General features: G+C 66.9%; 21 protein-coding genes. 11 read left to right on the forward strand and 10 right to left on the reverse strand.

The window, feature by feature from the left end:
• The first annotated feature begins 50 nt into the window (after positions 1 to 50).
• From AC1DY7_RS15625 to AC1DY7_RS15635, 3 genes are all read left to right on the forward strand, one after another.
• Positions 51 to 1,082, forward strand: a complete 1,032-nt coding sequence (locus tag AC1DY7_RS15625; RefSeq protein WP_477494618.1) for an LLM class F420-dependent oxidoreductase — start codon at positions 51 to 53, stop codon at positions 1,080 to 1,082.
• Between the two features lie 88 nt (positions 1,083 to 1,170).
• Positions 1,171 to 1,851: an acetoacetate decarboxylase family protein gene (locus tag AC1DY7_RS15630; protein WP_477495045.1), complete on the forward strand. Its 681-nt coding sequence runs from the start codon at positions 1,171 to 1,173 to the stop codon at positions 1,849 to 1,851.
• Between the two features lie 8 nt (positions 1,852 to 1,859).
• Positions 1,860 to 3,056, forward strand: coding sequence for a cytochrome P450 (locus tag AC1DY7_RS15635; protein WP_477495046.1), 1,197 nt, complete (start codon positions 1,860 to 1,862; stop codon positions 3,054 to 3,056).
• Here the strand turns inward: AC1DY7_RS15635 and AC1DY7_RS15640 are convergent.
• The gene (locus AC1DY7_RS15640; protein ID WP_477494619.1) at positions 3,053 to 3,454 is read right to left on the reverse strand and encodes a nuclear transport factor 2 family protein; all 402 of its coding nucleotides are present in this window, start codon (positions 3,452 to 3,454) and stop codon (positions 3,053 to 3,055) included. The two genes, AC1DY7_RS15635 and AC1DY7_RS15640, sit on opposite strands and share 4 nt — an antisense overlap.
• A gap of 118 nt (positions 3,455 to 3,572) precedes the next feature.
• Between AC1DY7_RS15640 and AC1DY7_RS15645 the strand changes: the two genes are divergently transcribed.
• A complete protein-coding gene (locus AC1DY7_RS15645; RefSeq protein WP_477494620.1) occupies positions 3,573 to 4,922 on the forward strand; it encodes an MFS transporter in 1,350 nt (449 codons plus the stop codon).
• Between the two features lie 59 nt (positions 4,923 to 4,981).
• On the opposite strand, the gene AC1DY7_RS15650 is transcribed toward AC1DY7_RS15645, so the two are convergent.
• Entirely contained in the window at positions 4,982 to 5,782 is an 801-nt protein-coding gene (locus tag AC1DY7_RS15650) for a crotonase/enoyl-CoA hydratase family protein (protein ID WP_477494621.1), read from the reverse strand.
• A 33-nt stretch (positions 5,783 to 5,815) separates the two neighbouring features.
• Between AC1DY7_RS15650 and AC1DY7_RS15655 the strand changes: the two genes are divergently transcribed.
• Positions 5,816 to 7,501, forward strand: a complete 1,686-nt coding sequence (locus AC1DY7_RS15655) for an acyl-CoA synthetase (RefSeq protein WP_477494622.1) — start codon at positions 5,816 to 5,818, stop codon at positions 7,499 to 7,501.
• A complete protein-coding gene (locus AC1DY7_RS15660; RefSeq protein WP_477494623.1) occupies positions 7,501 to 8,622 on the forward strand; it encodes an NAD(P)H-dependent flavin oxidoreductase in 1,122 nt (373 codons plus the stop codon). Before AC1DY7_RS15655 ends, AC1DY7_RS15660 begins: the two co-directional genes overlap by 1 nt.
• 5 nt (positions 8,623 to 8,627) lie before the next feature.
• Here the strand turns inward: AC1DY7_RS15660 and AC1DY7_RS15665 are convergent, their stop codons facing one another.
• Positions 8,628 to 9,716 carry a glycosyltransferase gene (locus AC1DY7_RS15665; RefSeq protein ID WP_477494624.1) on the reverse strand — a complete coding sequence of 363 codons (1,089 nt, stop codon included), beginning with the start codon at positions 9,714 to 9,716 and terminating at the stop codon, positions 8,628 to 8,630.
• Positions 9,717 to 9,843: 127 nt separating this feature from the next.
• On the reverse strand, positions 9,844 to 11,397 hold the full coding sequence (locus AC1DY7_RS15670; protein WP_477494625.1) for a succinic semialdehyde dehydrogenase: 1,554 nt from the start codon (positions 11,395 to 11,397) through the stop codon (positions 9,844 to 9,846).
• 129 nt (positions 11,398 to 11,526) lie between these two features.
• On the opposite strand from AC1DY7_RS15670, the gene AC1DY7_RS15675 reads away from it, so the two are divergent.
• A complete protein-coding gene (locus tag AC1DY7_RS15675; protein WP_477494626.1) occupies positions 11,527 to 11,919 on the forward strand; it encodes a VOC family protein in 393 nt (130 codons plus the stop codon).
• Here AC1DY7_RS15675 and AC1DY7_RS15680 read toward each other — a convergent pair.
• The 6 genes from AC1DY7_RS15680 to AC1DY7_RS15705 form a co-directional block, all read right to left on the reverse strand.
• Positions 11,859 to 12,587: an AraC family transcriptional regulator gene (locus AC1DY7_RS15680; protein ID WP_477494627.1), complete on the reverse strand. Its 729-nt coding sequence runs from the start codon at positions 12,585 to 12,587 to the stop codon at positions 11,859 to 11,861. The two genes, AC1DY7_RS15675 and AC1DY7_RS15680, sit on opposite strands and share 61 nt — an antisense overlap.
• 66 nt (positions 12,588 to 12,653) lie before the next feature.
• Complete coding sequence (gene lpqN / locus AC1DY7_RS15685; RefSeq protein ID WP_477494628.1) at positions 12,654 to 13,379, reverse strand: envelope biogenesis lipoprotein LpqN; 726 nt, start codon at positions 13,377 to 13,379, stop codon at positions 12,654 to 12,656.
• 181 nt (positions 13,380 to 13,560) lie between these two features.
• Entirely contained in the window at positions 13,561 to 14,367 is an 807-nt protein-coding gene (locus AC1DY7_RS15690; protein WP_477494629.1) for an SDR family NAD(P)-dependent oxidoreductase, read from the reverse strand.
• Positions 14,368 to 14,376: 9 nt separating this feature from the next.
• Complete coding sequence (gene fadD17, locus AC1DY7_RS15695) at positions 14,377 to 15,897, reverse strand: long-chain-fatty-acid--CoA ligase FadD17 (protein ID WP_477494630.1); 1,521 nt, start codon at positions 15,895 to 15,897, stop codon at positions 14,377 to 14,379.
• A 2-nt stretch (positions 15,898 to 15,899) separates the two neighbouring features.
• A complete protein-coding gene (locus AC1DY7_RS15700; RefSeq protein WP_477494631.1) occupies positions 15,900 to 17,009 on the reverse strand; it encodes an acyl-CoA dehydrogenase family protein in 1,110 nt (369 codons plus the stop codon).
• Between the two features lie 8 nt (positions 17,010 to 17,017).
• Positions 17,018 to 18,199 (reverse strand): acyl-CoA dehydrogenase family protein, encoded by a 1,182-nt coding sequence (locus tag AC1DY7_RS15705; protein ID WP_477495047.1) that lies wholly within the window; start codon positions 18,197 to 18,199, stop codon positions 17,018 to 17,020.
• Positions 18,200 to 18,387: 188 nt separating this feature from the next.
• Here AC1DY7_RS15705 and AC1DY7_RS15710 point away from each other — a divergent pair, with 188 nt between their 5' ends.
• From AC1DY7_RS15710 to AC1DY7_RS15725, 4 genes are all read left to right on the forward strand, one after another.
• Positions 18,388 to 18,579 carry a ferredoxin gene (locus AC1DY7_RS15710; RefSeq protein ID WP_477494632.1) on the forward strand — a complete coding sequence of 64 codons (192 nt, stop codon included), beginning with the start codon at positions 18,388 to 18,390 and terminating at the stop codon, positions 18,577 to 18,579.
• Positions 18,580 to 18,592: 13 nt separating this feature from the next.
• Positions 18,593 to 19,528, forward strand: a complete 936-nt coding sequence (locus AC1DY7_RS15715) for a 3-oxoacyl-ACP reductase (RefSeq protein WP_477494633.1) — start codon at positions 18,593 to 18,595, stop codon at positions 19,526 to 19,528.
• Positions 19,529 to 19,803: 275 nt separating this feature from the next.
• Positions 19,804 to 20,568 (forward strand): MlaE family ABC transporter permease, encoded by a 765-nt coding sequence (locus AC1DY7_RS15720; protein ID WP_024453767.1) that lies wholly within the window; start codon positions 19,804 to 19,806, stop codon positions 20,566 to 20,568.
• 9 nt (positions 20,569 to 20,577) lie between these two features.
• Positions 20,578 to 21,420: an MlaE family ABC transporter permease gene (locus tag AC1DY7_RS15725; RefSeq protein ID WP_477494634.1), complete on the forward strand. Its 843-nt coding sequence runs from the start codon at positions 20,578 to 20,580 to the stop codon at positions 21,418 to 21,420.
• Positions 21,421 to 21,425: the final 5 nt, after the last annotated feature.

Consider the following 21,425-nt stretch of genomic DNA (forward strand, 5'->3'; position numbering starts at 1 on the left):
GTAGAACAGGTTCTAAGAATGGTTTCAACCACCGGTCGAGAGGTGAGCTTATGAAGCTGGGTTTGCAGTTGGGCTACTGGGGCGCGCAGCCCCCGACCAACCACGCCGAACTGGTCGCTGCGGCCGAGGCGGCGGACTTCGACACCGTCTTCACCGCCGAGGCATGGGGCTCGGACGCCTACACCCCGCTGGCCTGGTGGGGTCGCGAAACCACGAAGCTGCGGCTGGGCACCTCGGTGATCCAGCTGTCGGCGCGCACCCCGACCGCCTGCGCGATGGCCGCGCTGACGCTGGATCACCTGTCCGGTGGCAGGCACATCCTGGGTCTCGGCGTGTCCGGTCCGCAGGTGGTCGAGGGTTGGTACGGCGCCAAGTTCCCCAAGCCGCTGGCCCGCACCCGCGAGTACGTCGACATCCTGCGCCAGGTCTGGGCCCGCGAGGCGCCGGTGCACAGCGCCGGACGGCACTACCCGCTGCCGCTGACCGGCGAGGGCACCACCGGACTCGGCAAGAACCTCAAGCCGATCACCCACCCGCTACGCGCCGACATCCCGGTGATGCTGGGCGCCGAGGGCCCGAAGAACGTCGCCCTGGCTGCCGAGATCGCCGACGGCTGGCTGCCGATCTTCTACTCGCCGCGCATCGCGGGCATGTACAACGAATGGCTCGACGAGGGCTTCGCGCGCCCCGGAGCGCGGCGCACCCGCGAGACCTTCGAGATCTGTGCGACCGCGCAGGTCGTGGTCACCGACGACCGACCGGCGATCATGGAATTGATGAAGCCGCACCTGGCCCTGTACATGGGCGGGATGGGAGCGGAGGACACCAACTTCCACGCCGATGTGTACCGCCGGATGGGCTACGCGGAGGTCGTCGACGACGTGACGAGGCTGTTCCGCAACGACAAGAAGGATGAAGCGGCCAAGGTCATCCCCGACGAGCTGGTCGACGATTCGGCGATCGTCGGCAACCTGGACTACGTCAAGGGACAGATCAAGGCGTGGGAAGCATCCGGCGTCACGATGATGGTGGTCGGGGCTCGGTCGGTCGAGCAGATCAACGATCTTGCCGGGCTGGTGTAGACACTTCTTGCCAGTTGTCTAGAACGCGTTCTAGATTTGGCGTGTGACCCAAGCCACGCAGCACACCATCGCCGGCACCATCCTGACGATGCCGGTGCGGGTGCGCACCGCGCAGCAGCACATGGCCATGTTCTCGGTGAACGCCGACGCCGCCCAGCGGATGGTCGACTACAGCGGTCTGCAGGTCTGCCGGTACCGGCCCACCAAGGCCATCGTGGTGCTGATGCTGATGCACTACCTCGACACCGATCTGGGCCAGTACTACGAGTACGGCACCAATGTCATGGTCAATCCGCCCGGCTCCAACGCGTCGGGGTTGCATGCATTGCAGTCGGCCGGGGCGTTCATCCACCACCTGCCCGTCGATCAGGCGTTCACGCTGGAGGCCGGCCGGACCATCTGGGGTTACCCGAAGGTGATGGCGGACTTCAGGATTGATGACGGGAAACCGTTCTCCTTCGACGTCAGCATCGAGGGCAGCCACGCCGTCGGGATGGATTTCAGCCCGGGGTTGCCGGTGCCCGGGATGTTCACCTCGCGCCCCCAGGTGCATCCGACCTACTCGCACCTGGACGGCGTCACCCGCGAAACTTCGGGTGAGATGCGGATGACGGGTGTGCGGTACCGGCCGGGTGGGGTCCGGGTGCGCCTCGGTGCACATCCCTACGCCAGAGAACTCGCCGAACTCGGCTTCCCCAAACGGGCCTTGTTCTCGGGGTCCGCGCAGAACGTGGACATGACTTTCGGTGACGCCAAGGAGATCGCGTGACATCTGTAATCGCCAAGCCCGATGTGGATCTGGCCGACGGCCGCTTCTACGCCGACGGTCCCGCCGCCCGCGAGGCCTACCGGTGGATGCGGGCCAACCAGCCGGTGTTCCGGGACCGCAACGGGCAGGCCGCCGCCGCGAGCTATCAGGCGGTGCTCGACGCCGAACGCAACCCGGAACTGTTCTCCAGCGCCGGCGGTATCCGGCCCGACCAGCCCGGCATGCCGTACATGATCGACATGGACGACCCGGCGCACCTGGTGCGGCGCAAGCTCGTCAACGCCGGCTTCACCCGCAAGCGGGTGATGGACAAGCTGCCGTCCATCGAGCGGCTGTGCGATGCCCTGATCGACGGGGTGTGCGAACGCGGTGAGGCCGACTTCGTCCGTGAGATCGCCGCTCCGCTGCCGATGGCGGTCATCGGGGACATGCTCGGCGTGCTGCCGACCGAACGCGAGATGCTGCTGCAGTGGTCCGATGACCTGGTGTGTGGATTGTCCTCGCACATCGATGAATCGGGCATCCAGAAGCTGATGGAGACGTTCGCCGCCTACACCGCGTTCACCATGGACGTCATCGCCAAGCGCCGCGCCGAACCCACCGACGACCTGTTCTCGATCCTGGTGCACTCCGAGGTGGACGGCCAGCGGATGAGTGACGATGAGATCGTCATGGAGACCCTGCTGATCCTGATCGGCGGCGACGAGACCACCCGGCACACCTTGTCCGGGGGCACCGAGGCGCTGCTGCGACACCGGGATCAGTGGGAGGCCCTCGTTGCGAATCCGGAGCTGCTTCCGGGTGCCATCGAGGAGATGCTGCGCTGGACCTCACCGGTGAAGAACATGTGCCGCACCGTCACCGCCGACACCGAGTTCCACGGCACGGAGCTCAAGGCGGGCGAGAAGATCATGCTGATGTTCGAGGCGGCCAACTTCGACGAGGCCGCGTTCGAGAACCCCGACGAGTTCCGCATCGACCGGAACCCGAACAGCCACCTGGCATTCGGCTTCGGCAGCCACTTCTGCCTGGGCAACCAGCTGGCCCGTCTCGAGCTGAAGCTGATGACCGAACGCGTGCTGCGCAGACTGCCGGACCTGCGACTGGCCGACGGCGCGCAGGTGCCGTTGCGGCCGGCCAACTTCGTCAGCGGCCCCGAGGCGATGCCGGTGGTGTTCACCCCGGTCCCGCGGGTGCTCGACTAGAGGTTCTCCAGGAGTATCCGGTAGCGGCGCTCACTGAATCGCCAGACACCGTCTACCTTGCGCAGCCGGTCGTCGTAGGCGCCGACGAGTTGCCGGGTCGTGTTGTCGTGCAACCGGAAGTTCTCCAGGCAGAACGAGGTGGCCGCGGCGTGGTCGCCATCGACCTCGATGGAACCGATCTGGGTGATGAAAGACATCTGCGCCAACGCTTTCCAGATGCCGTCCCAGTGGGCCCGCAACGCATCGATGCCCTGGCATTCGCCGCCGACGCCGCGGCGGGCGCCGTCGGCTGTCCAGCAGTCCAGGTAGTCGTCGAGGGCCCCGCGCGTCACCGCGCCGGCGTAACTGTCGAAACGTTCCCTGATGGCGAGCCGGTCTTCGATCGCGCCGCGAAACATCGGTGAGCTCCATTCCTCGGTTACGGGTGTCCCCGCGAATGTAAGGGCTCTGCAAGAATTCGGCGCCAAATCCGGCAGAGCCTTCACTCGGGGCACCCCGGACGGCTACAGATGGTGCATGACGACATCGACATCGACATCGGCGGACACCCGCCGCGCCATCTGGAACACCATCAGGGGGTCCTCGGGCAACCTGGTCGAGTGGTACGACGTCTACGTCTACACCGTCTTCGCGTCGTACTTCGAGAAGCAGTTCTTCGATCCGGCCGACCAGAACTCGACGATCTACGTCTACGCCATCTTCGCGGTCACCTTCCTGACGCGGCCGCTGGGTTCCTGGTTCTTCGGGCGGTTCGCCGACCGCCGGGGCCGGCGCGCCGCGCTCACCATCAGCGTCTCGCTGATGGCGTTGTGCTCGTTGGTGATCGCGGTGGTGCCGGGCCGGGAGACCATCGGCGCCGCCGCCCCGATCATCCTGATCCTGTGCCGGTTGGTGCAGGGCTTCGCCACCGGCGGCGAATACGGCACCTCGGCGACGTACATGTCCGAGGCGGCGACACGGGAACGGCGTGGGTTCTTCTCGTCGTTCCAGTACGTCACCCTGGTCGGCGGTCACGTGCTCGCCCAGTTCACCCTGCTGATCATCTTGACCACGCTGAGCACCGATCAGGTGCACGAATTCGGTTGGCGCATCGCGTTCGCCGTCGGCGGCGCGGCCGCCATCGTGGTGTTCTGGTTGCGCCGCACCATGGACGAATCGCTGTCCCCGGAGCAGCTGGAGGCGATCAGGGAGGGCAAGGACACCGGCGCAGGATCCATCCGTGTTCTGCTCACGCGCTACTGGCGGCCGCTGGTGCTGTGCTTCCTCATCACTCTCGGCGGCACCGTGGCGTTCTACACCTACAGCGTCAACGCGCCCGCCATCGTCAAGGCGACGTACAAGAACGAGGCGATGACCGCGACCTGGATCAACCTGATCGGGTTGATCTTCCTGATGCTGCTGCAGCCCGTCGGCGGGATCATCAGCGACAAGGTGGGCCGCAAACCGCTGCTGGTGTTCTTCGGTGTGGGTGGCGTGCTCTACACCTACGTGCTGATCACCTATCTGCCGCAGACGCATTCGCCGCTGCTGTCGTTCCTCCTGGTCGCCGTCGGCTACGTGATCCTCACCGGGTACACCTCGATCAACGCCCTGGTGAAATCCGAGCTGTTCCCGGCGAACGTGCGCGCGCTGGGTGTGGGAGTGGGCTACGCCCTGGCGAATTCGGCCTTCGGCGGCACCGCGCCGCTGATCTACCAGGCGCTCAAGGCTCGCGACCAGGTGCCGCTTTTCATCGGCTACGTGACGGTCTGCATCGCGGTCTCGCTGGTGGTCTACCTGTTCTTCATCAAGAACAAGGCGACCACATACCTGGACCGGGAGCAGGGCGACGCGTTCGTGCCGTCGCCGGCGCTTCAGGACAGGTAACCCCCGCGACTTGTGCACGTTCCGTCACGCTCAGCGATACGGAACGTGCACACGTCGCGCTACTTCATCTGGAATTTGGGTGCGCGCTTCTCCTTGAACGCCAACGGGCCCTCCTTGGCGTCATCGGAGAGGAACACCGGGATGCCGTTGGCGGTGTCGGGCTTGAACGCGTCGAGCTCGTGCATGCCCTCGGAGTCCCGGATGGTCTTGAGGATGGCCTGCACCGCCAGTGGCCCGTTGTTGTTGATCACCTCGGCGATCTCCAGGGCCTTGTCCAGCGCGGTGCCGTCGGGCACGACGTAGCCGATCAGCCCGTAGTCCAGCGCCTGCTGCGCGGTGATGTGCCGTCCGGTGAGCAGCATGTCGCACGCGATCGTGTACGGAATCTGGCGCACCAGGCGCACGGCGGAGCCGCCCATCGGGTACAGGCTCCACTTGGCCTCGGAGATGCCGAACTTGGCGCTCTCGCCGGCGACGCGGATGTCGGTGCCCTGCAGGATCTCGGTGCCACCCGCGATCGCGGGGCCCTCGACGGCGGCGATCAGCGGCTTGGTCAGCCGGCGGCCCTTGAGCAGGCCGTCGATGCGCGACGGGTCGTAGCTGCCGTCCTTGAACGAGTCACCCGGCGGCTTCTTGGTGGCGCCCTTGAGGTCCATGCCCGCGCAGAAGTAGCCGCCGGCACCGGTCAGGATGCAGGTGCGGATCTCCGGATCGCTGTCGACGCGGTCCCACGCCTCGACCATGATCGAGAGCATCTCGCCGGAAAGGGCGTTGCGGGCCTCGGGACGGTTGAGTGTGACGATCAACGTGTGTCCGCGCTGCTCAATGAGGGCGTCGGGTCCTTTTTCGGTCTCGCTCACCGGTGCCTGCCTCCATGTTCGGTAACCCCAGACTTGTCACGAAATGTAACACGTTCTAGTTTAGGTTCCGTGGCCCTGAATATCGCCGATCTCGCCGAGCACTCCATCGACGCCGTACCGGACCGCGTCGCCCTGATATGTGGTGACGAGCAGCTGACCTATGCCCAGTTGGAGGAGAAGGCCAATCGCCTGGCCCACTATCTCCAGGATCAGGGCGTCAAGAAGGACGACAAGGTCGGGTTGTACTGCCGCAACCGCATCGAGATCGTCATCGGGATGCTCGGCATCGTCAAGGCCGGCGCCATCCTGGTCAACGTCAACTTCCGCTACGTCGAGGGCGAGCTGAAGTATCTGTTCGAGAACTCGGACATGGTCGCGTTGATCCACGAGCGCCGCTACGCCGACCGGGTCGACAATGTGCTGCCCGAGACGCCGAACGTCAAGACCGTCCTGGTGGTCGAGGACGGGTCAGACGACGACTTCAAGCGCTACGGCGGCGTGGAATTCGAGGCCGCGCTCGCCGAGGGATCGCCCGAGCGCGATTTCGGCCCGCGCAGCGAGGACGACATCTACCTGCTCTACACCGGCGGCACCACCGGGTTCCCCAAGGGCGTGATGTGGCGCCACGAGGACATCTACCGGGTGCTGTTCGGTGGCACCGACTTCGCGACCGGCGAGCCCATCGCCGACGAGTACGACCTGTCCAAGCAGGCCGCCGCGAATGCACCGATGATCCGGCTGCCCATCCCGCCGATGATCCACGGCGCCACGCAGTCGGCCACCTGGATGGCGCTGTTCTCCGGCCAAACCGTCGTGCTGACACCGGAATTCGACGCCGACCAGGTGTGGCGCCTGATCCACGACCACAAGGTCAACCTGTTGTTCTTCACCGGCGACGCGATGGCGCGCCCGTTGCTCGACGCGCTGCTGGCGCACCAGGATGAGGGAAACACCTACGACCTGTCGTCGCTGTTCCTGCTGGCCAGCACCGCGGCGCTGTTCTCCACCAGCCTCAAGGAGAAGTTCCTCGAGCTGCTGCCCAACCGCGTCATCACCGATTCGATCGGCTCCTCGGAGACCGGCTTCGGCGGTACCAGCATCGTCGCCAAGGGTCAGAGCCACACCGGCGGACCGCGCGTCACGATCGACAAGAACACCAAGGTGCTCGACGAGGACGGCAACCCCGTCGTGCCGGGTTCGGGTGTGCGCGGCATCATCGCCAAGTGCGGCCACATCCCGGTCGGCTACTTCAAGGACGAGAAGAAGACCGCCGAGACCTTCCGGACCTATCACGGTGTGCGGTATGCGATTCCGGGTGACTACGCCGAGGTCGAAGCCGACGGCAGCGTGACGATGCTGGGCCGCGGCTCGGTGTCGATCAACAGCGGTGGCGAGAAGATCTACCCCGAAGAGGTCGAAGCCGCGCTCAAGGGCCATCCCGATGTGTTCGACGCACTGGTGGTCGGTGTGCCCGACGAGCGCTTCGGCCAGCATGTCGCGGCCGTCGTGCAGGCGCGCGAGGGCACTCAGCCGACGCTGGCCTCCCTCGATGCGTTCGTGCGCACCGAGATCGCGGGATACAAAGTGCCGCGCAGTCTTTGGCTGGTCGACGAGGTGAAGCGCTCTCCGGCGGGCAAGCCCGACTACCGGTGGGCGAAGGACACCACCGAGGAGCGGCAAGCCGACGAAGTGCACGCCAAGCATGTAGGAGCCAACTGATGCGTACCGAACTCTGCGACAAGTTCGGGATCGAATACCCGATCTTCGTCTTCACCCCGTCGGAGAAGGTGGCCGCCGCGGTCAGCAAGGCCGGCGGCCTCGGTGTGCTGGGTTGCGTGCGGTTCAATGACGCCGACGACCTGGAAGAAGTCCTGCAATGGATGGACGCCAACACCGACGGCAAGCCCTACGGTGTCGACATCGTGATGCCGGCCAAGATCCCCACCGAGGGCACGGCCGTCGACATCAACAAGCTGATTCCGCAGAGCCACCGCGATTTCGTCGCGAAAACCCTTGCCGATCTGGGTGTTCCGCCGCTTCCCGAGGACGAGGAGAAGAGCGAGGGCGTGCTGGGCTGGCTGCACTCGGTGGCGCGGAGCCACGTCGAGGTCGCGCTGAAGCACCCGATCAAGCTGATCGCCAACGCGCTGGGCTCCCCGCCCGTGGACGTCATCGAACAGGCACACGCCGCGGGCGTTCCGGTGGCTGCGCTGGCGGGTAGCGCCAAGCACGCGCTGCGCCACGTCGAGAACGGTGTCGACATCGTCGTCGCGCAGGGTCATGAGGCCGGCGGGCACACCGGCGAGATCGGATCGGTCGTGCTGTGGCCGGAAATCGTCGACGCACTGGACGGTAAGGCCCCGGTGCTGGCCGCCGGCGGTATCGGCACCGGCAAGCAGGTGGCCGCGGCACTGGCGCTCGGCGCCCAGGGTGTCTGGATGGGCTCGGCCTTCTTGACCGCCGCGGAGTACGACCTGGGCCACCGACTGCCCGGCGGCACGTCGACGATCCAGGACGCGCTGCTCCGCGCGACCACCGCGGATACCGTGCGCCGCAAGATCTATACCGGCAAGCCGGCCCGGCTGCTGAAGACCAAATGGACCGATGCCTGGGACGCCCCGGACGCCCCGGAGCCGCTGCCGATGCCGTTGCAGAACATCCTGGTCAGCGAGGCGCACCAGCGGATGAACGATTCGGACAACCCGGACACGGTCTCCATGCCGGTGGGCCAGATCGTCGGCCGGATGAACGAGATCCGTCCCGTCGCCGACATCATCGGCGAACTGGTGAGTGGATTCGAGCAGACCACCAAGCGACTGGACGGCATCGCGGGCTCCTGAGCTCGTCAGGGCCGCAGCGAGATCAGTAGTTCGGCCGCCGTGGCTGCGGCATCCGCCCCGCGGATCTCGTCGCCGATTCGGGTGGCCGCGGCGCGCACGCCCGGATCGGTGAGCAGCGTCTCGATGGCATCACGCACCGCGCCGACTCCTGCGAACCTGGTCATCGAGCGGCCCGCTCCGGCGCGAGCGACCGCCGATCCGATCATGCGTTGATCGGACAGCGCGCTCGAAGGCAGGAACAGGATCGGCACATCGTGCGCCAGCGCACGGAAGGTGGTGGCGTGGCCGCCGTGCCCGATCAGAAGTGAGCAGTGCGGCAGGATCTCGCGGTGATCGGCGTAGCCGACGACATCGACGTTCGGTGCACGCGGCAGGTCCGCGGGGTCGATCACGCCGCCCGTCGTGACGACCGCGCGTACCGGCAACGTGGCCAACGCTGCGATGACCTTCTCCAACGTGCTCCGCTGACCGCGAAAGCCGTTGGTGGACAGGCTCACCAACACGAGCGGGGGATCGCTGGGCAGGCTCGGCCTGCCGTCGACGACCGCGCCGACCCAGCGGATGTTCGCGGGCTGGTGCCCCCGGGCGCCAGGATCGAGGTGTTGCACTGTCGCCACGATGTTCACGTTCGACGAATTCCACAGCTGGGCCGCGTTGTTGCCGTACAACCGCGCCAAGGTACCTGCCCCGAGGCGGTGCGGGCCGTCGATGTATCCGCGAATCGTGTGGGTGAAGGCAGCGTTGGTGATGCCCGCGCGTTGAACCGCCTTGAGTGCTGGTAGCAGCATGCAGTCGACCACGGCGACGTCGGGGCGGCGATCGGTGCAATACCGGCTGACGTCCTCGGCGATGCCGGGATCGTTGAACATCGGAACCCACTGCAAGGCACTCTTCTCCGCCTGAGGTTCCCACGGGCGGGCCTTGCTGTACGGCGCGAATTGCAGTCCGGCACGTTCCACGGCGTCGCGCAGTCGGGGATGGCCGAGCACATGCACGCGGTGCCCGCGTCCGGCGACGGCAGCCGCGACGCCGAGCAGCGGCGGCACGTTGCCGCCACCGTCCATCGTCACGAACAAGAAGTCGGCTGTGTTCACGCCCACCGAGTGTTGCGTGCCATGCCCTGCCTGTAAAGCCGACGGATCAGACGCCTGTCGCCCCGGCGATCCGTTCCCGGATCAGATCCGCGTGCCCGCAAGCCCACGCACGGCCTGGCCCGTTCGATCACCGGCCGGGCAGCCGCTGCACGGCCTGGATCATCGGGGTCAGCGCCTTCTGCCACCAGGCGGACGGAATGCCCAGCGGCGGATCGAGATTGAGCACCCGGGCGGTGGACACCGTCTGCGACTCGGTGTACTTGAGGATGCCGTCGGCACCGTGGCGGCGCCCGACCCCGGAGGCCTTCATGCCGCCCATCGGTGCCGCGGTGCTCCCGAACGCCAGCGCGTAACCCTCGTCGACGTTGACGGTGCCGGCCTGCAGCCGGGCCGCGATTGCCTCACCCTCGGCCTTGCTGCCCGCCCAGACGCTGGCGTTGAGCCCGTACTCCGTGTCGTTGGCCTTGGCGATCGCCTCGTCCACCGAATCGACGGGGTAGATGGACACCAGCGGACCGAAGGTCTCGTTGCGGCCGCATTCCATCTCGTCGGTGACGTCGGTCAGGACGGTCGGCTCGAAGAACAACGGACCGATGTCGGGCCGGGCGTTGCCGCCGGCAATCACCTTGGCGCCCTTGGCTTTCGCGTCGTCGACATGGCCGGACACCGTCTTGATCTGGTCCTCGGAGATCAGGCTGCCCATATCGGCGCTGAAATCGTAGGCGGTGGACAGCTTCATCGCCTTGACCTGCTTGGCGAACTTGGCGGCGAACTCGTCGGCGACCGACCGTTCGACATAGATCCGCTCGATCGAGATGCACAGCTGCCCGGCGTTGGAGAAGCACGCGCGGGTGGCGGCCTTGGCCGCCACATCCAGGTTGGCGCCCTTGGTGACGATCATCGGGTTCTTGCCACCCAATTCGGCGGAGAAACCGATCAGTCGGCTGCCGCACTGTTCGGCCAGGGTCCGGCCGGTGGACGTGGAGCCGGTGAACATCAGGTAGTCGCAGTGCGCCACGATCGCGGTGCCGACCACCGAGCCGGGGCCGGGCACCACGGCGAACAGGTCACGCGGCAGCCCGGCCTGGTACAGCAGTTCGGCGTTGGCCAGCGTGCAGTACGGCGTCTGGCTGTCAGGTTTCACCACCACGGCGTTACCTGCCAGCAGCGCGGGGATGGAGTCGGAGATGGACAGCGCCATCGGGTAGTTCCACGGCGAGATCACGCCGATGACGCCCTTGGGGTGGTAGTTGACCACTGTCTTCACCACGCCGGGCAACAGGCCTTGCACCCGCTTGGTGCCCAGCAGTTTGACTGCCTCCCGCGCGTAGTAGCGCGCGTTGAGGATCATGTCGACGATCTCTTCCTGGGCGGCCGACCGGGCCTTGCCGGTCTCGGCCTGCGCGACGTCCATCAGGGAGTCGCGGTTGGCGATCACCAGATCACGGAAGCGCTCGATGACGGCGGCCCGCTCGGTGACCGGGCGGGTGGCCCATTCGGCCTGTGCGGCGCGGGCTTTGGTGAACGCGGCCGCGACATCGTCGGCGTTGCCGACCGGGATGGTGGTGAGTTCCCGCCCGGTGAACACCTCGTCGATCGGTTTGGACGGGCGGGCGTCCGCATCGTCGATGGCGACCAGCGTGCGCAGATGGGCGAAGTCCGCGGCGGATGGAGCGGGCATGGTCGACTCTCCCTTACTGGTGAGTAACTAGTAGTCAGGGCAAACCTACTCGGTACCGGCGGTATCGACCAGGCCGGTTTGTCCGATTCGTTCACGACGCCGCCCGCGCGCGGGCCCTAACCTGCGGTGATGAGCATTCACCTGAGTTCTGTGGTCATCGAGATCGTGCCCGCCGACCTGCGCCGGTCCCTGGACTTCTATCGGCTGCTGGGACTGGCCGTCCCCGAGGGAGACGAGCCGCATGTCGAGGTGGCACTGCCCGGCGGCAACCGGCTGGCGTTCGACACCGAGGAGGTCATCGCCGGGATGCATCCCGGCTGGACGCCGCCGGACTCTGCTGGCCGGCTGGCGCTGGCGTTCGGTGTGGAAGCGCCCGCGCAGGTCGACGCGCTGTATGAGCGGCTCACCGCCGCCGGACATCCTGGCATGCTGGCACCGTTCGACGCACCCTGGGGGCAGCGCTACGCGACGGTCAGCGATCCGGACGGCACGTCGATCGACCTGTTCGCGGCGGCAGGCTGACCCGCGACCAATTGACCGAGTGGCAATCCGGCCAACGTGCGGATCTCGCGGTGCAGGTGCGGCTGGTCGGAGTATCCGGCCCGGAACGCGACCTCTGCCGGTGCGACGCCGGTGTCCAGCAGCCGGGTTGCCCGCCGGAACCGGAGGACTCGGCGCAGCATGGCGGGACCGTACCCGTAGACCGCGGTGCACTGGCGCTGCAGCGTGCGCGCAGACCACCCGGCTTCGCGTGCGGTGTCGGCCACCGACGCGCCCCGGGCCAGGTTCCGGGTCACCTCGCCCAGGGTGGTCAGCGACCACGGCGCCGTTTCCGGTAGGGGTGGGTAGGCGGCCATCGTCTCGGCCAGTTCGGTCAGTGAGCGGTCCCGGCCGACGGCACGCAGCTCGCTCAGGGCAACGCGGGTGTCGCGGACCTCGGCGGCCGGGACCCCGAGCAACCGGGGCAGCACCCCGGGGTGGAAACGCAAGCCGCGCACCGGCTCCGGGCCGGATCGGCTGAGAAAGGCGGTGGTGTCCGGCCCCGCGACGAGGGTCTGGTCCTCCCGCCGGATCAGATCCATGCAGCCGTCCGGCAGGATGCGGGCTGGCCCGGTGAGTCCCGTTGCTGTCCAGCCACATTCGACCAGTGCACTCAGGCCTGGCGGCGGGGCGAGCTCGCGGTAACCCACAACCCGACGCTACCCGACGAAAATGCCCCCACGGGCGTACCCGTGGAGGCATCCTCAGCGAACAGGTCAGGGCGTGATGGTGGTTCCCGAGTCGATGGCGTCGGTCGCCGCGCTCACGATGTCCATCTGGTTCTCCAGGCCGTCGGCGTTGAGCTGCAACACATAGAGGCCGTCGGCGCCGGGGATGATGACGGTCTTCTGCGCGACGATCTTCTTCTGGCCGTCCTGGACCCAGGTGCCGCCCAGTTGGAAGGCGGGGTACTCGCCGAGGGTGCTCGACGCGCCCTCGTTGAGCGGCTCGTAGCCGGACAGGTTCTGCAGCTCACCCGGGGCCAGTTCGAGGATCTTCTGCTCGTCGACGTTGCCCGTCAGCTTCGACACGATCGCGACGACGCTCGGGGTGTATTCCTCGGCCTCGGGACCGGTGTAGACGATCGCTCCGTAGGCCCAGTCCGGGGTATCGGCGCCGGCCGACTCCCAGCCCTCGGGCAGCGGCAGATCGATGGTGGGCGAACCGGGGTCACCACGGTGAACCTGGGCTTCCTGAATGTTGTTCGCCTTGATGTACTCGGCGATGGTCTGGTTGGGACCGGCCGCATCCTCCTCGCGCGGGGCCACCTTGGGCTTCTTGGTGGCCGTGGCGGACTTGCTGGTCGACGTCTTCTCCGACGACGACGCAGTGGTCTTCTCGCTACTGCTCGTCGCGGTCTTGGTGTCCGAGCCGCAGCCCGACAGGACCACGGCGAGGGCGGTCGCTGCGGCCGCCAGACCGGTGAGCGCAGATGCTCTCATGACAGAACTCCTCGGGGGTCAAAGGTCTTCAGGTGCCATTGCGGCAAAGTTTGCCGCTGTGCATTTCCGATCGGAAGCGTAGCTCAGTGGGGCGTTCGACGTGCTGAGTAGAACTACTCGAATTCGCGGACCAGAAAGGGTCGCCAGATTCGGCAAATACTTTTACGATAATTGGCCCGGTTCAGCCCGGACCCAGCGTGTAAGAGCCGGTTTCGGGATGTCGGTACCAGCCACCCGCGGCGTGGGTTCCGCCGTCGACATGAATGGTCTGTCCGGTGATGTAGCTGGACAGATCCGATGCCAGAAATATCGCCGCCCCGGCCATTTCGTCGACATCGCCGCCGCGCCCCATCGGCACCATTCGGCCGGCACGGGCAAAGCGTTCCGGCGAACCGATCCGGGCCAGGCCCTCGGTCATGGTGAAATCCGGTGCCAGCGCATTGATCCGAATTCCGTGCTCGGCCAATTCCAGCGCCGCGGTCTGGGTGTAGTTGATGACACCGGCCTTCGCGGCGGCATACGCGGCGTATCCCGGGGCCGCTCGCACCCCCTCGATGGAGGTGATGTTGATGACGCTGCCGCCTTCGCCCGCGGCGGCCATCACCCGTGCGACCCGCTGGGTACAGAGCAAGACATGGCGCAAATTGGCCCGGTACAGGGCATCCCAGCCGTTCTCCGAGGTCTCCAACAGCGGTGACGCGAAGGTCCCCCCCGCGTTGTTCACCAGAATCCGGACCGGGCCCAACTCGTCGACCGTGCGACGCAACGCCTCATCGACGGCGTCCGCGTCCCGCACATCGACGACCAGGCCGAGCGCCCCGATATCGGCGGCCGCACCTGCGCAGGTCTGCGGGTTGCGTTCCCAGAGGGCCACCTTGGCGCCGAAGGCGCGCAGCCCGGCTGCGATTCCGCGGCCGATCCCCTCACCACCACCGGTGACCACCGCGACCCGGTCGGTCAGGGAGACGGCGGACGGGTCGATGGCCATGCGCGCACTCTAGCTGCGCAGGGTCTGCCGTTGGATGGTGTGCACCGGATCGGCGCAGTCGGTCGCCTCGGCCGACAGTTCCCGCTTGAGCACCTTGAAGGTCTCGGTGCGCGGCAGTGCGGTGCTGACCCGGACGAATGACGGCCACTGTTTGGGGCCGAGGTCAGCCTGCTCGGCAAGAAACGCCGTGAATGTGTCGGCGTCGAAGGACGCACCGGGCACCGGCACCACCGCCGCCATCACCCGGTCACCCACTGCGGGGTCGGGGACGGGATACACGGCGGCCTCGGCGATGTCGGGATGACGTAGCAGGATCCGCTCGATCGGCGCGGTGCCCAGGTTCTCGCCGTCGACCCGCATCCAGTCGCCGAGGCGCCCGGCGAAATACACGAAGTCGGCCTCGTCCCGGTAGGCGAGGTCGCCGGTGTGGTAGACGCCGCCGGCCATCCGCTCGGCCTGGGCGTCGGGGGAGTTGTAGTAACCCCGAAACCAGCCGGCACCAGTCGGATTCACGATTTCGCCGACCACCCCGGGCGGGCACGGCTGTCCGGTCTGCACGTCGATGATGGCCACCTCGTCGGTCAGTGGCCCCAGCGACCCGTCCGGGGTCTCGGGGGTCCTGGCGATCGCCACGCCACCCTCGGTGGAGCCGAATCCGTCCACCACCCGCACACCGAACCGGTCGGCGAAGCGCACCAGATCCCGCGGCGCCCCTTCGTTGCCGTACAGGAACTTCAGCGGGTTGTCGGCGTCGTCGGGTTGCGCCGGGGTGGTGAGGATGTAGGACAGCGGCTTGCCGACGTAGTTGGCGTAGGTGGCGCCGTAGCGGCGCACATCGGGGATGAACTGCGAGGCAGAGAACTTGCGCCGCAACGCGATCGAGGCGCCCGCGGCCACCGCCACCGCCCAGCCCGCCATGATCGCGTTGGAGTGGAACAGCGGCATGGACAGGTAGCACGTGTCGGCGGGGCCGAGCCCGAACCGGTCGGCCAGCATCCGGCCGGGGAAAGCCACCTTGTCCTGGGTGACCCGGACGGCCTTGGGGTCTCCGCTGGTGCCGGAGGTGAAGATCAGCATGAAGAGATCGTCCGGGGACAACTCGGCGAAGCGCACCGGAGTGCCGGCATGGGCCGCGAGTTCGGTTGTCCACTCGTGTGATTCGACGTCGATGTGAGAGACGCCTGCAGGCACCTCGGCACCCGAATCGGCCAGCACCAGCTGGCAATCCGCCCGCTCGATGTCACTTGCCAATGCCGCGCCACGCCGCGTCGGGTTCAGACCGACCGGAACCAGCCCGGACAGGCCCGCCGCCACCAGCACGCTGGAGAAGAACGGCGTGTTGCCCAGCAGCACACCGACATGCGGCGGCCTGCTCGGGTCGAGGCGGGCGCGCAGGGCCGCGGCCAGCTGGGCACCCGCGGCGATATGGTCGCGCCAGCTGGTGAACTCGGCACCGCAATGGATGCCGCGGTCCGTGACGCCCGCGAGTGGTAGCAGCAGCCCGCCGACGGTCGAGCCCGTGTCGGGCACGGTCAGGCCGGGGTGTCGGCCAACTCGCGGCCGATCTGCAGCAGCTGCCCCGTCGCCCCGCCGAGGGCGAACTCGGTCTGCTTGGCGGCCAGGAAGTACCGGTGGATCGGATGATCCGTGTCGATACCGACACCACCGTGCACGTGCACCGTCGTGTGTGCGACGCGGTGGCCTGCGTCGGCCGCCCAGAATGCGGCACTGGCCACGTCGATGTCGGCGGGCAGATCCTCGGAGAGCCGCCACGCCGCCTGGGTCAGCGTCGACCGCAGTGCCTTGACGTCGATGTATCCGTCGGCCAGTCGAGAGGACACCGCCTGGAAACTGCCGATCGGCCTGTCGAACTGCTCGCGCTCGCGGGCGTACACGGCGGTGAGTTCCAGGGCGCGCTCCAGCACACCGAGCTGGAATGCGGTGCGGCCCAGCGCGGTGCGTACCGTCAGCCAGTCGAGCACCTCCTGGCCGCCGACGACGCGGGACGCGTCGACGCTGGTACCGCCGAGCTCCAGATGACCCACCGTGCCGTGACCGGTGGTGTCCAGCGTGCTCACGGAGACGCCCGGATCTGCGGCGGTGATCACGAAAACCTGGACACCGGAGGGAGTTTCGGCAGGCACCAGGAAGGCGTCGGCCACCGGGCCGTAGGCGACCTGGGTGCGGGATCCGGTCAGTCGGTACACAGGACCGTCAGGCCCTGAAGAAGACGCAGCCTGCACCGGGCCCTCGCCCATCTCACCGTCGAGCGCGACCGTGACGACCTTCGCGCCGTTGATCGCGGGCACGGCCCAGTCTTGTTGCAGCGCTTCGGAGCCGAACTTGGCCAGCGCGCCCGCGGCGAGCACCGAGGACTCCAGGTAGGGCACCGCCGCGAGCTGGCGGCCCAGTGCGGTCAGCACGGCGGCCTGTTCCAGCACGCCGAAACCGCCGCCGCCCAACGTCTCCGGCGCGGCCGTCGACAGGATGTCGGCGTCGATCAGCTTGGCCCAGAGGTCGCGGTCGAAGCGCTCGTCGAGTCCGTCGAGCACGCGCTGGTGTTCGGGTGTGCAAACCGATTCGGTGATGGTGCGGACCAGGCCGCCCAGATCGGTGGATGCTTCGGTAGGGGTGAAATCCATGATGGTCCTTATCGGTTCACTCGGGGCAGGCCGAGCGCGACCATGCCGATGATGTCGCGCTGGATCTCGTTGGTGCCACCGCCGAAGGTCAGGATGAGGCACGAACGGTGCATGCGCTCCACCCGTCCACGCAGCAGGGCGCCGGGCGATCCGGTGCGCAGCGTCGCCGAGGTGCCGAGCACCTCCATGAGCAGCCGGTAGGCCTCGGTCGCCAGTTCGGTGCCGAACACCTTCGCCGCGGACGCGTCGGCGGGGGAGGGCGCGACATCCTCGGCCGACGCGAGCTCCCAGTTGATCAGCTTGAGCACCTCGGCCTTGGCGTGCACCCGGGCCAGGTTCAGCTGCACCCACTCGGCGTCGATCAGGCGCTTGCCGTGCACATCTTTGGTGTTCTGGGCCCATTCGCGAACCCCGTTGAGCGCCAAGAAGATCGGCTGCGCGGAAACCAGCGCGACGCGCTCGTGGTTGAGCTGGTTGGTGACCAGCTTCCAGCCCGCGTCCTCATCGCCGACGAGCGACGTCTTGGGCACCCGGACGTCCTGGTAGTAGGTGGCACTGGTGTCGACACCGGACATGGTGTGCACCGGCGTCCAGGAGAAACCCTCGGCGGTGGTGGGGACGATCAGCATCGAGATGCCGCGATGCTTCTTCGCCTCGGGGTTGGTGCGCACGGCCAGCCACACATAGTCGGCGTAGGCGATGAGGCTGGTCCACATCTTCTGGCCGTTGATGACGTAGTCGTCCCCGTCGTGCACGGCGGTGGTGCGCAGCGACGCGAGGTCGGTGCCGGCGCCGGGCTCGGAGTAACCGATGGAGAAGTGCAGATCGCCCGCGGCGATCTTGGGCAGGAAGAAGTTCTTCTGCTCCTCGGTGCCGAAGTGCATGATCGTCGGCGCGACGCTGTTGATGGTCAGGAACGGGACCGGGACGTTGGCGAGGGCGGCCTCGTCGTTGAAGATCAGGCTCTCCATCGGCGTGCGGGCCTGGCCGCCGTACTCCTCGGGCCAGTTCAGCGTCAGCCAACCGTCCTTGCCCATCTGCGACACGGTTTCGCGATAGACGTTGCCGCGGCCCATCTCGCCGTCGCTGGCGGCCAGGGCGTCGGCACGCTCGGGTGTCATCAGTTTGGTGAAGTACGACCGCAACTCGCGGCGCAACTCCTCCTGCTCGGCGGTGTAACCGATCCGCATATTGACGTCCTCACTGTCGGGTGGCGTTGCCATGCCGCGTTGTATCGAAGGTGCTCAACGGCACCTTTTTCTCAACCGGTTGTAACACGTTCTAGTCTTGGGGTCCAGGGCGGTATGGTTAGCCGGCACATTGGCAGGGCTGTGCAGGCCCCGGAGATCAATTGCGTGAAGAACACGAGGAGGTTGTCATGCGTGTGGAAGTCGACCGCGATCGTTGTGAAGGCAACGCGGTATGTGTGGGTATTGCCCCCGACCTGTTTGATTTGGACGACGACGACTATGCGGTGATCAAGGCCGACCCGGTGCCGGCCGACCAGGAGGACCTGGCCGAGCAGTCCGTCGCCGAGTGCCCCCGCGCAGCGTTGATCCGAAAAGACTAGAGGTATTCATAAATTGACTTCGTCATCGCAGAATTCAGCTGGAAACGACGCCCTCGACCTGTCCGGCAAGGTCGCCGTCGTGACCGGTGCCGCGGCCGGTCTGGGCCGCGCGGAAGCCGTCGGTCTGGCCCGTGCCGGCGCGACCGTGGTGGTCAACGACATCGCTGCCGCCCTGGACAAATCTGATGTGCTCGACGAGATCGCCGCGGCCGGCGCCAAGGGCGTGGCCGTCGCCGGTGACATCAGCGCCCGCAGCACCGCCGACGAACTCGTGTCGACCGCGGACGGCCTCGGCGGCCTGAGCATCGTGGTGAACAACGCGGGCATCACGCGGGACAAGATGCTGTTCAACATGTCCGACGAGGACTGGGACGCAGTCATCGCCGTACACCTGCGCGGCCACTTCCTGCTGACCCGCAATGCGGCCACCTATTGGCGGGCGAAGGCGAAAGAGGCGGCGGACGGCCAGGTTTACGGCCGGATCGTGAACACCTCGTCCGAGGCCGGCCTGGCCGGACCGGTGGGGCAGGCCAACTACGGCGCGGCCAAAGCCGGGATCACGGCGCTGACGCTGACCGCCGCCCGCGGCCTGGGCCGTTACGGGGTGCGAGCCAATGCCATCGCGCCGCGCGCCCGCACCGCCATGACCGCCGACGTGTTCGGTGACGCGCCGGAGCTGTCCGACGGTCAGGTCGACGCGTTGTCGCCCGAGCACGTCGTGACCCTGGTGACGTACCTTTCCTCGCCCGCGGCCGAGGCCGTCAACGGGCAGCTGTTCATCGTCTACGGCCCGACGGTCACGTTGGTTGCCGCGCCGACGGTGGCGCAGCGCTTCGAGGCCACCGGCGACGCGTGGGACCCGGCGGCACTGAGTTCTGCGCTCGGCGGCTTCTTTGCTGAGCGGGATCCGGAAACGGGATTCTCCGCCTCTGCGCTAATGGGTTCTTGAAATCGAGAACGCCATACCCGAGTGACTGATGGGGATTAGAACACGTTCTAAAATGATGCAGGTCACACTGGTCTTGACCAGCGGAAACAAGAATTTTTCGGCAAGATTGCGGTTCTTTGACACTGTGAACGTGTTCTAGTTAGTATGAGCCCGCTCACTAAGCCGAGCGTGTAGACCAGGGGTGGAAAGGCCGCCGGAGCGAACAGATACCCGCTATATTCGGGCTCTTCGCCAACGCGGGGTCATTCTTCCCCCAACCGAGAACGGAGCCGAGGTTGATCGAACAGCTTGCGGCTCCGGCCCGGGCCGTGGGTGGGTTCTTTGAGATGACCATCGACACCTTCGTCAAGATGTGGCAGCGGCCGTTCCAGTTCCGCGAGTTCCTCGACCAGACCTGGATGATCGCCCGCGTCTCACTGGTCCCCACGCTGCTGGTGTCCATTCCGTTCACGGTCCTGGTGGCCTTCACGCTCAACATCCTGCTGCGCGAGATCGGCGCGGCCGACCTGTCCGGTGCCGGCACGGCGTTCGGCACCATCACCCAGCTCGGTCCGGTCGTGACCGTTCTCGTGGTCGCCGGTGCGGGCGCCACCGCCATCTGCGCGGATCTGGGTGCGCGCACCATCCGCGAAGAGATCGACGCCATGCGCGTCCTCGGTATCGACCCGATCCAGCGGCTGGTGGTGCCGCGTGTGCTGGCCTCGACGTTCGTGGCCCTCCTGCTCAACGGCCTGGTCTGCGCGATCGGCCTGGCAGGCGGCTACGTCTTCTCCGTGTTCCTGCAGGGCGTGAACCCGGGAGCTTTCATCAACGGCCTGACCATCCTGACCGGACTGGGTGAACTGGTGCTCGCCATGTTCAAGTCCGTGCTGTTCGGGTTGATGGCCGGCCTGGTCGGCTGCTACCGCGGGCTCACCGTGCAGGGCGGCCCCAAAGGTGTGGGCATCGCGGTGAACGAGACGGTGGTCTACGCCTTCATCTGCCTGTTCGTCATCAACGTCATCTTGACCGCCGTCGGCGTCCGGGTTCTGGAGCGGTAGGTCCACTCGATGAGCTATGACGTGACCTTGCGCGTGCGCCGGTTCTTCCGTGGCGTGCCCGCCATCGTCGACAATGTCGGCGAACAGGCGCTGTTCTACGGCGAGACCATGCGCTACATTCCCAACGCCCTGACCCGGTATCGCAAAGAGACCATCCGGCTGGTCGCCGAGATGACCATGGGCGCGGGCGCTTTGGTGATGATCGGCGGCACCGTCGGTGTCGCGGCGTTCCTGACCCTGGCGTCGGGCGGCGTGATCGCCGTGCAGGGTTACTCCTCGCTGGGCAACATCGGCATCGAGGCCCTCACCGGCTTCCTCTCGGCCTTCCTCAACGTCCGCATCGTGGCGCCGGTCATCGCGGGTATCGCGCTGGCCGCCACGATCGGGGCCGGCACCACCGCACAGCTCGGCGCCATGCGGGTCGCCGAGGAGATCGACGCGGTGGAAGCCATGGCGGTGCATGCCGTTTCGTATCTGGTGTCCACCCGCCTGATCGCCGGGCTCATCGCCATCATCCCGCTGTATTCGCTGTCGGTGCTGGCCGCGTTCTTCGCCGCACGGTTCACCACGGTGTTCATCAACGGCCAGTCCGCGGGCCTGTACGACCACTACTTCAACACGTTCCTGATCCCCACCGACCTGCTGTGGTCGTTCCTGCAGGCAATCGTCATGTCCATCGCGGTGATGCTGGTGCACACCTACTACGGGTACAACGCATCCGGCGGTCCGGTGGGCGTGGGCATCGCCGTGGGCCAGGCCGTGCGCACCTCGCTCATCGTGGTCGTCACCATCACCCTGTTCATCTCACTCGCCGTGTACGGCGCGTCCGGCAACTTCAACCTCTCCGGGTAGGCGGC

The organism is Mycobacterium sp. P2_H7, from assembly GCF_056403275.1.

Excerpts from the sequence above, each read along its gene's own strand:
- AC1DY7_RS15625 (WP_477494618.1), top strand. The coding sequence starts at position 51 with ATGAAGCTGGGTTTGCAGTTGGGCTACTGGGGCGCGCAGCCCCCGACC.
- AC1DY7_RS15630 (WP_477495045.1), top strand. The coding sequence starts at position 1,171 with ATGCCGGTGCGGGTGCGCACCGCGCAGCAGCACATGGCCATGTTCTCG.
- AC1DY7_RS15640 (WP_477494619.1), bottom strand. The coding sequence starts at position 3,454 with ATGTTTCGCGGCGCGATCGAAGACCGGCTCGCCATCAGGGAACGTTTC.
- AC1DY7_RS15645 (WP_477494620.1), top strand. The coding sequence starts at position 3,573 with ATGACGACATCGACATCGACATCGGCGGACACCCGCCGCGCCATCTGG.
- AC1DY7_RS15660 (WP_477494623.1), top strand. The coding sequence starts at position 7,501 with ATGCGTACCGAACTCTGCGACAAGTTCGGGATCGAATACCCGATCTTC.
- AC1DY7_RS15670 (WP_477494625.1), bottom strand. The coding sequence starts at position 11,397 with ATGCCCGCTCCATCCGCCGCGGACTTCGCCCATCTGCGCACGCTGGTC.
- AC1DY7_RS15675 (WP_477494626.1), top strand. The coding sequence starts at position 11,527 with ATGAGCATTCACCTGAGTTCTGTGGTCATCGAGATCGTGCCCGCCGAC.
- lpqN (WP_477494628.1), bottom strand. The coding sequence starts at position 13,379 with ATGAGAGCATCTGCGCTCACCGGTCTGGCGGCCGCAGCGACCGCCCTC.
- AC1DY7_RS15690 (WP_477494629.1), bottom strand. The coding sequence starts at position 14,367 with ATGGCCATCGACCCGTCCGCCGTCTCCCTGACCGACCGGGTCGCGGTG.
- AC1DY7_RS15700 (WP_477494631.1), bottom strand. The coding sequence starts at position 17,009 with ATGGATTTCACCCCTACCGAAGCATCCACCGATCTGGGCGGCCTGGTC.
- AC1DY7_RS15705 (WP_477495047.1), bottom strand. The coding sequence starts at position 18,199 with ATGCGGATCGGTTACACCGCCGAGCAGGAGGAGTTGCGCCGCGAGTTG.
- AC1DY7_RS15710 (WP_477494632.1), top strand. The coding sequence starts at position 18,388 with ATGCGTGTGGAAGTCGACCGCGATCGTTGTGAAGGCAACGCGGTATGT.
- AC1DY7_RS15725 (WP_477494634.1), top strand. The coding sequence starts at position 20,578 with ATGAGCTATGACGTGACCTTGCGCGTGCGCCGGTTCTTCCGTGGCGTG.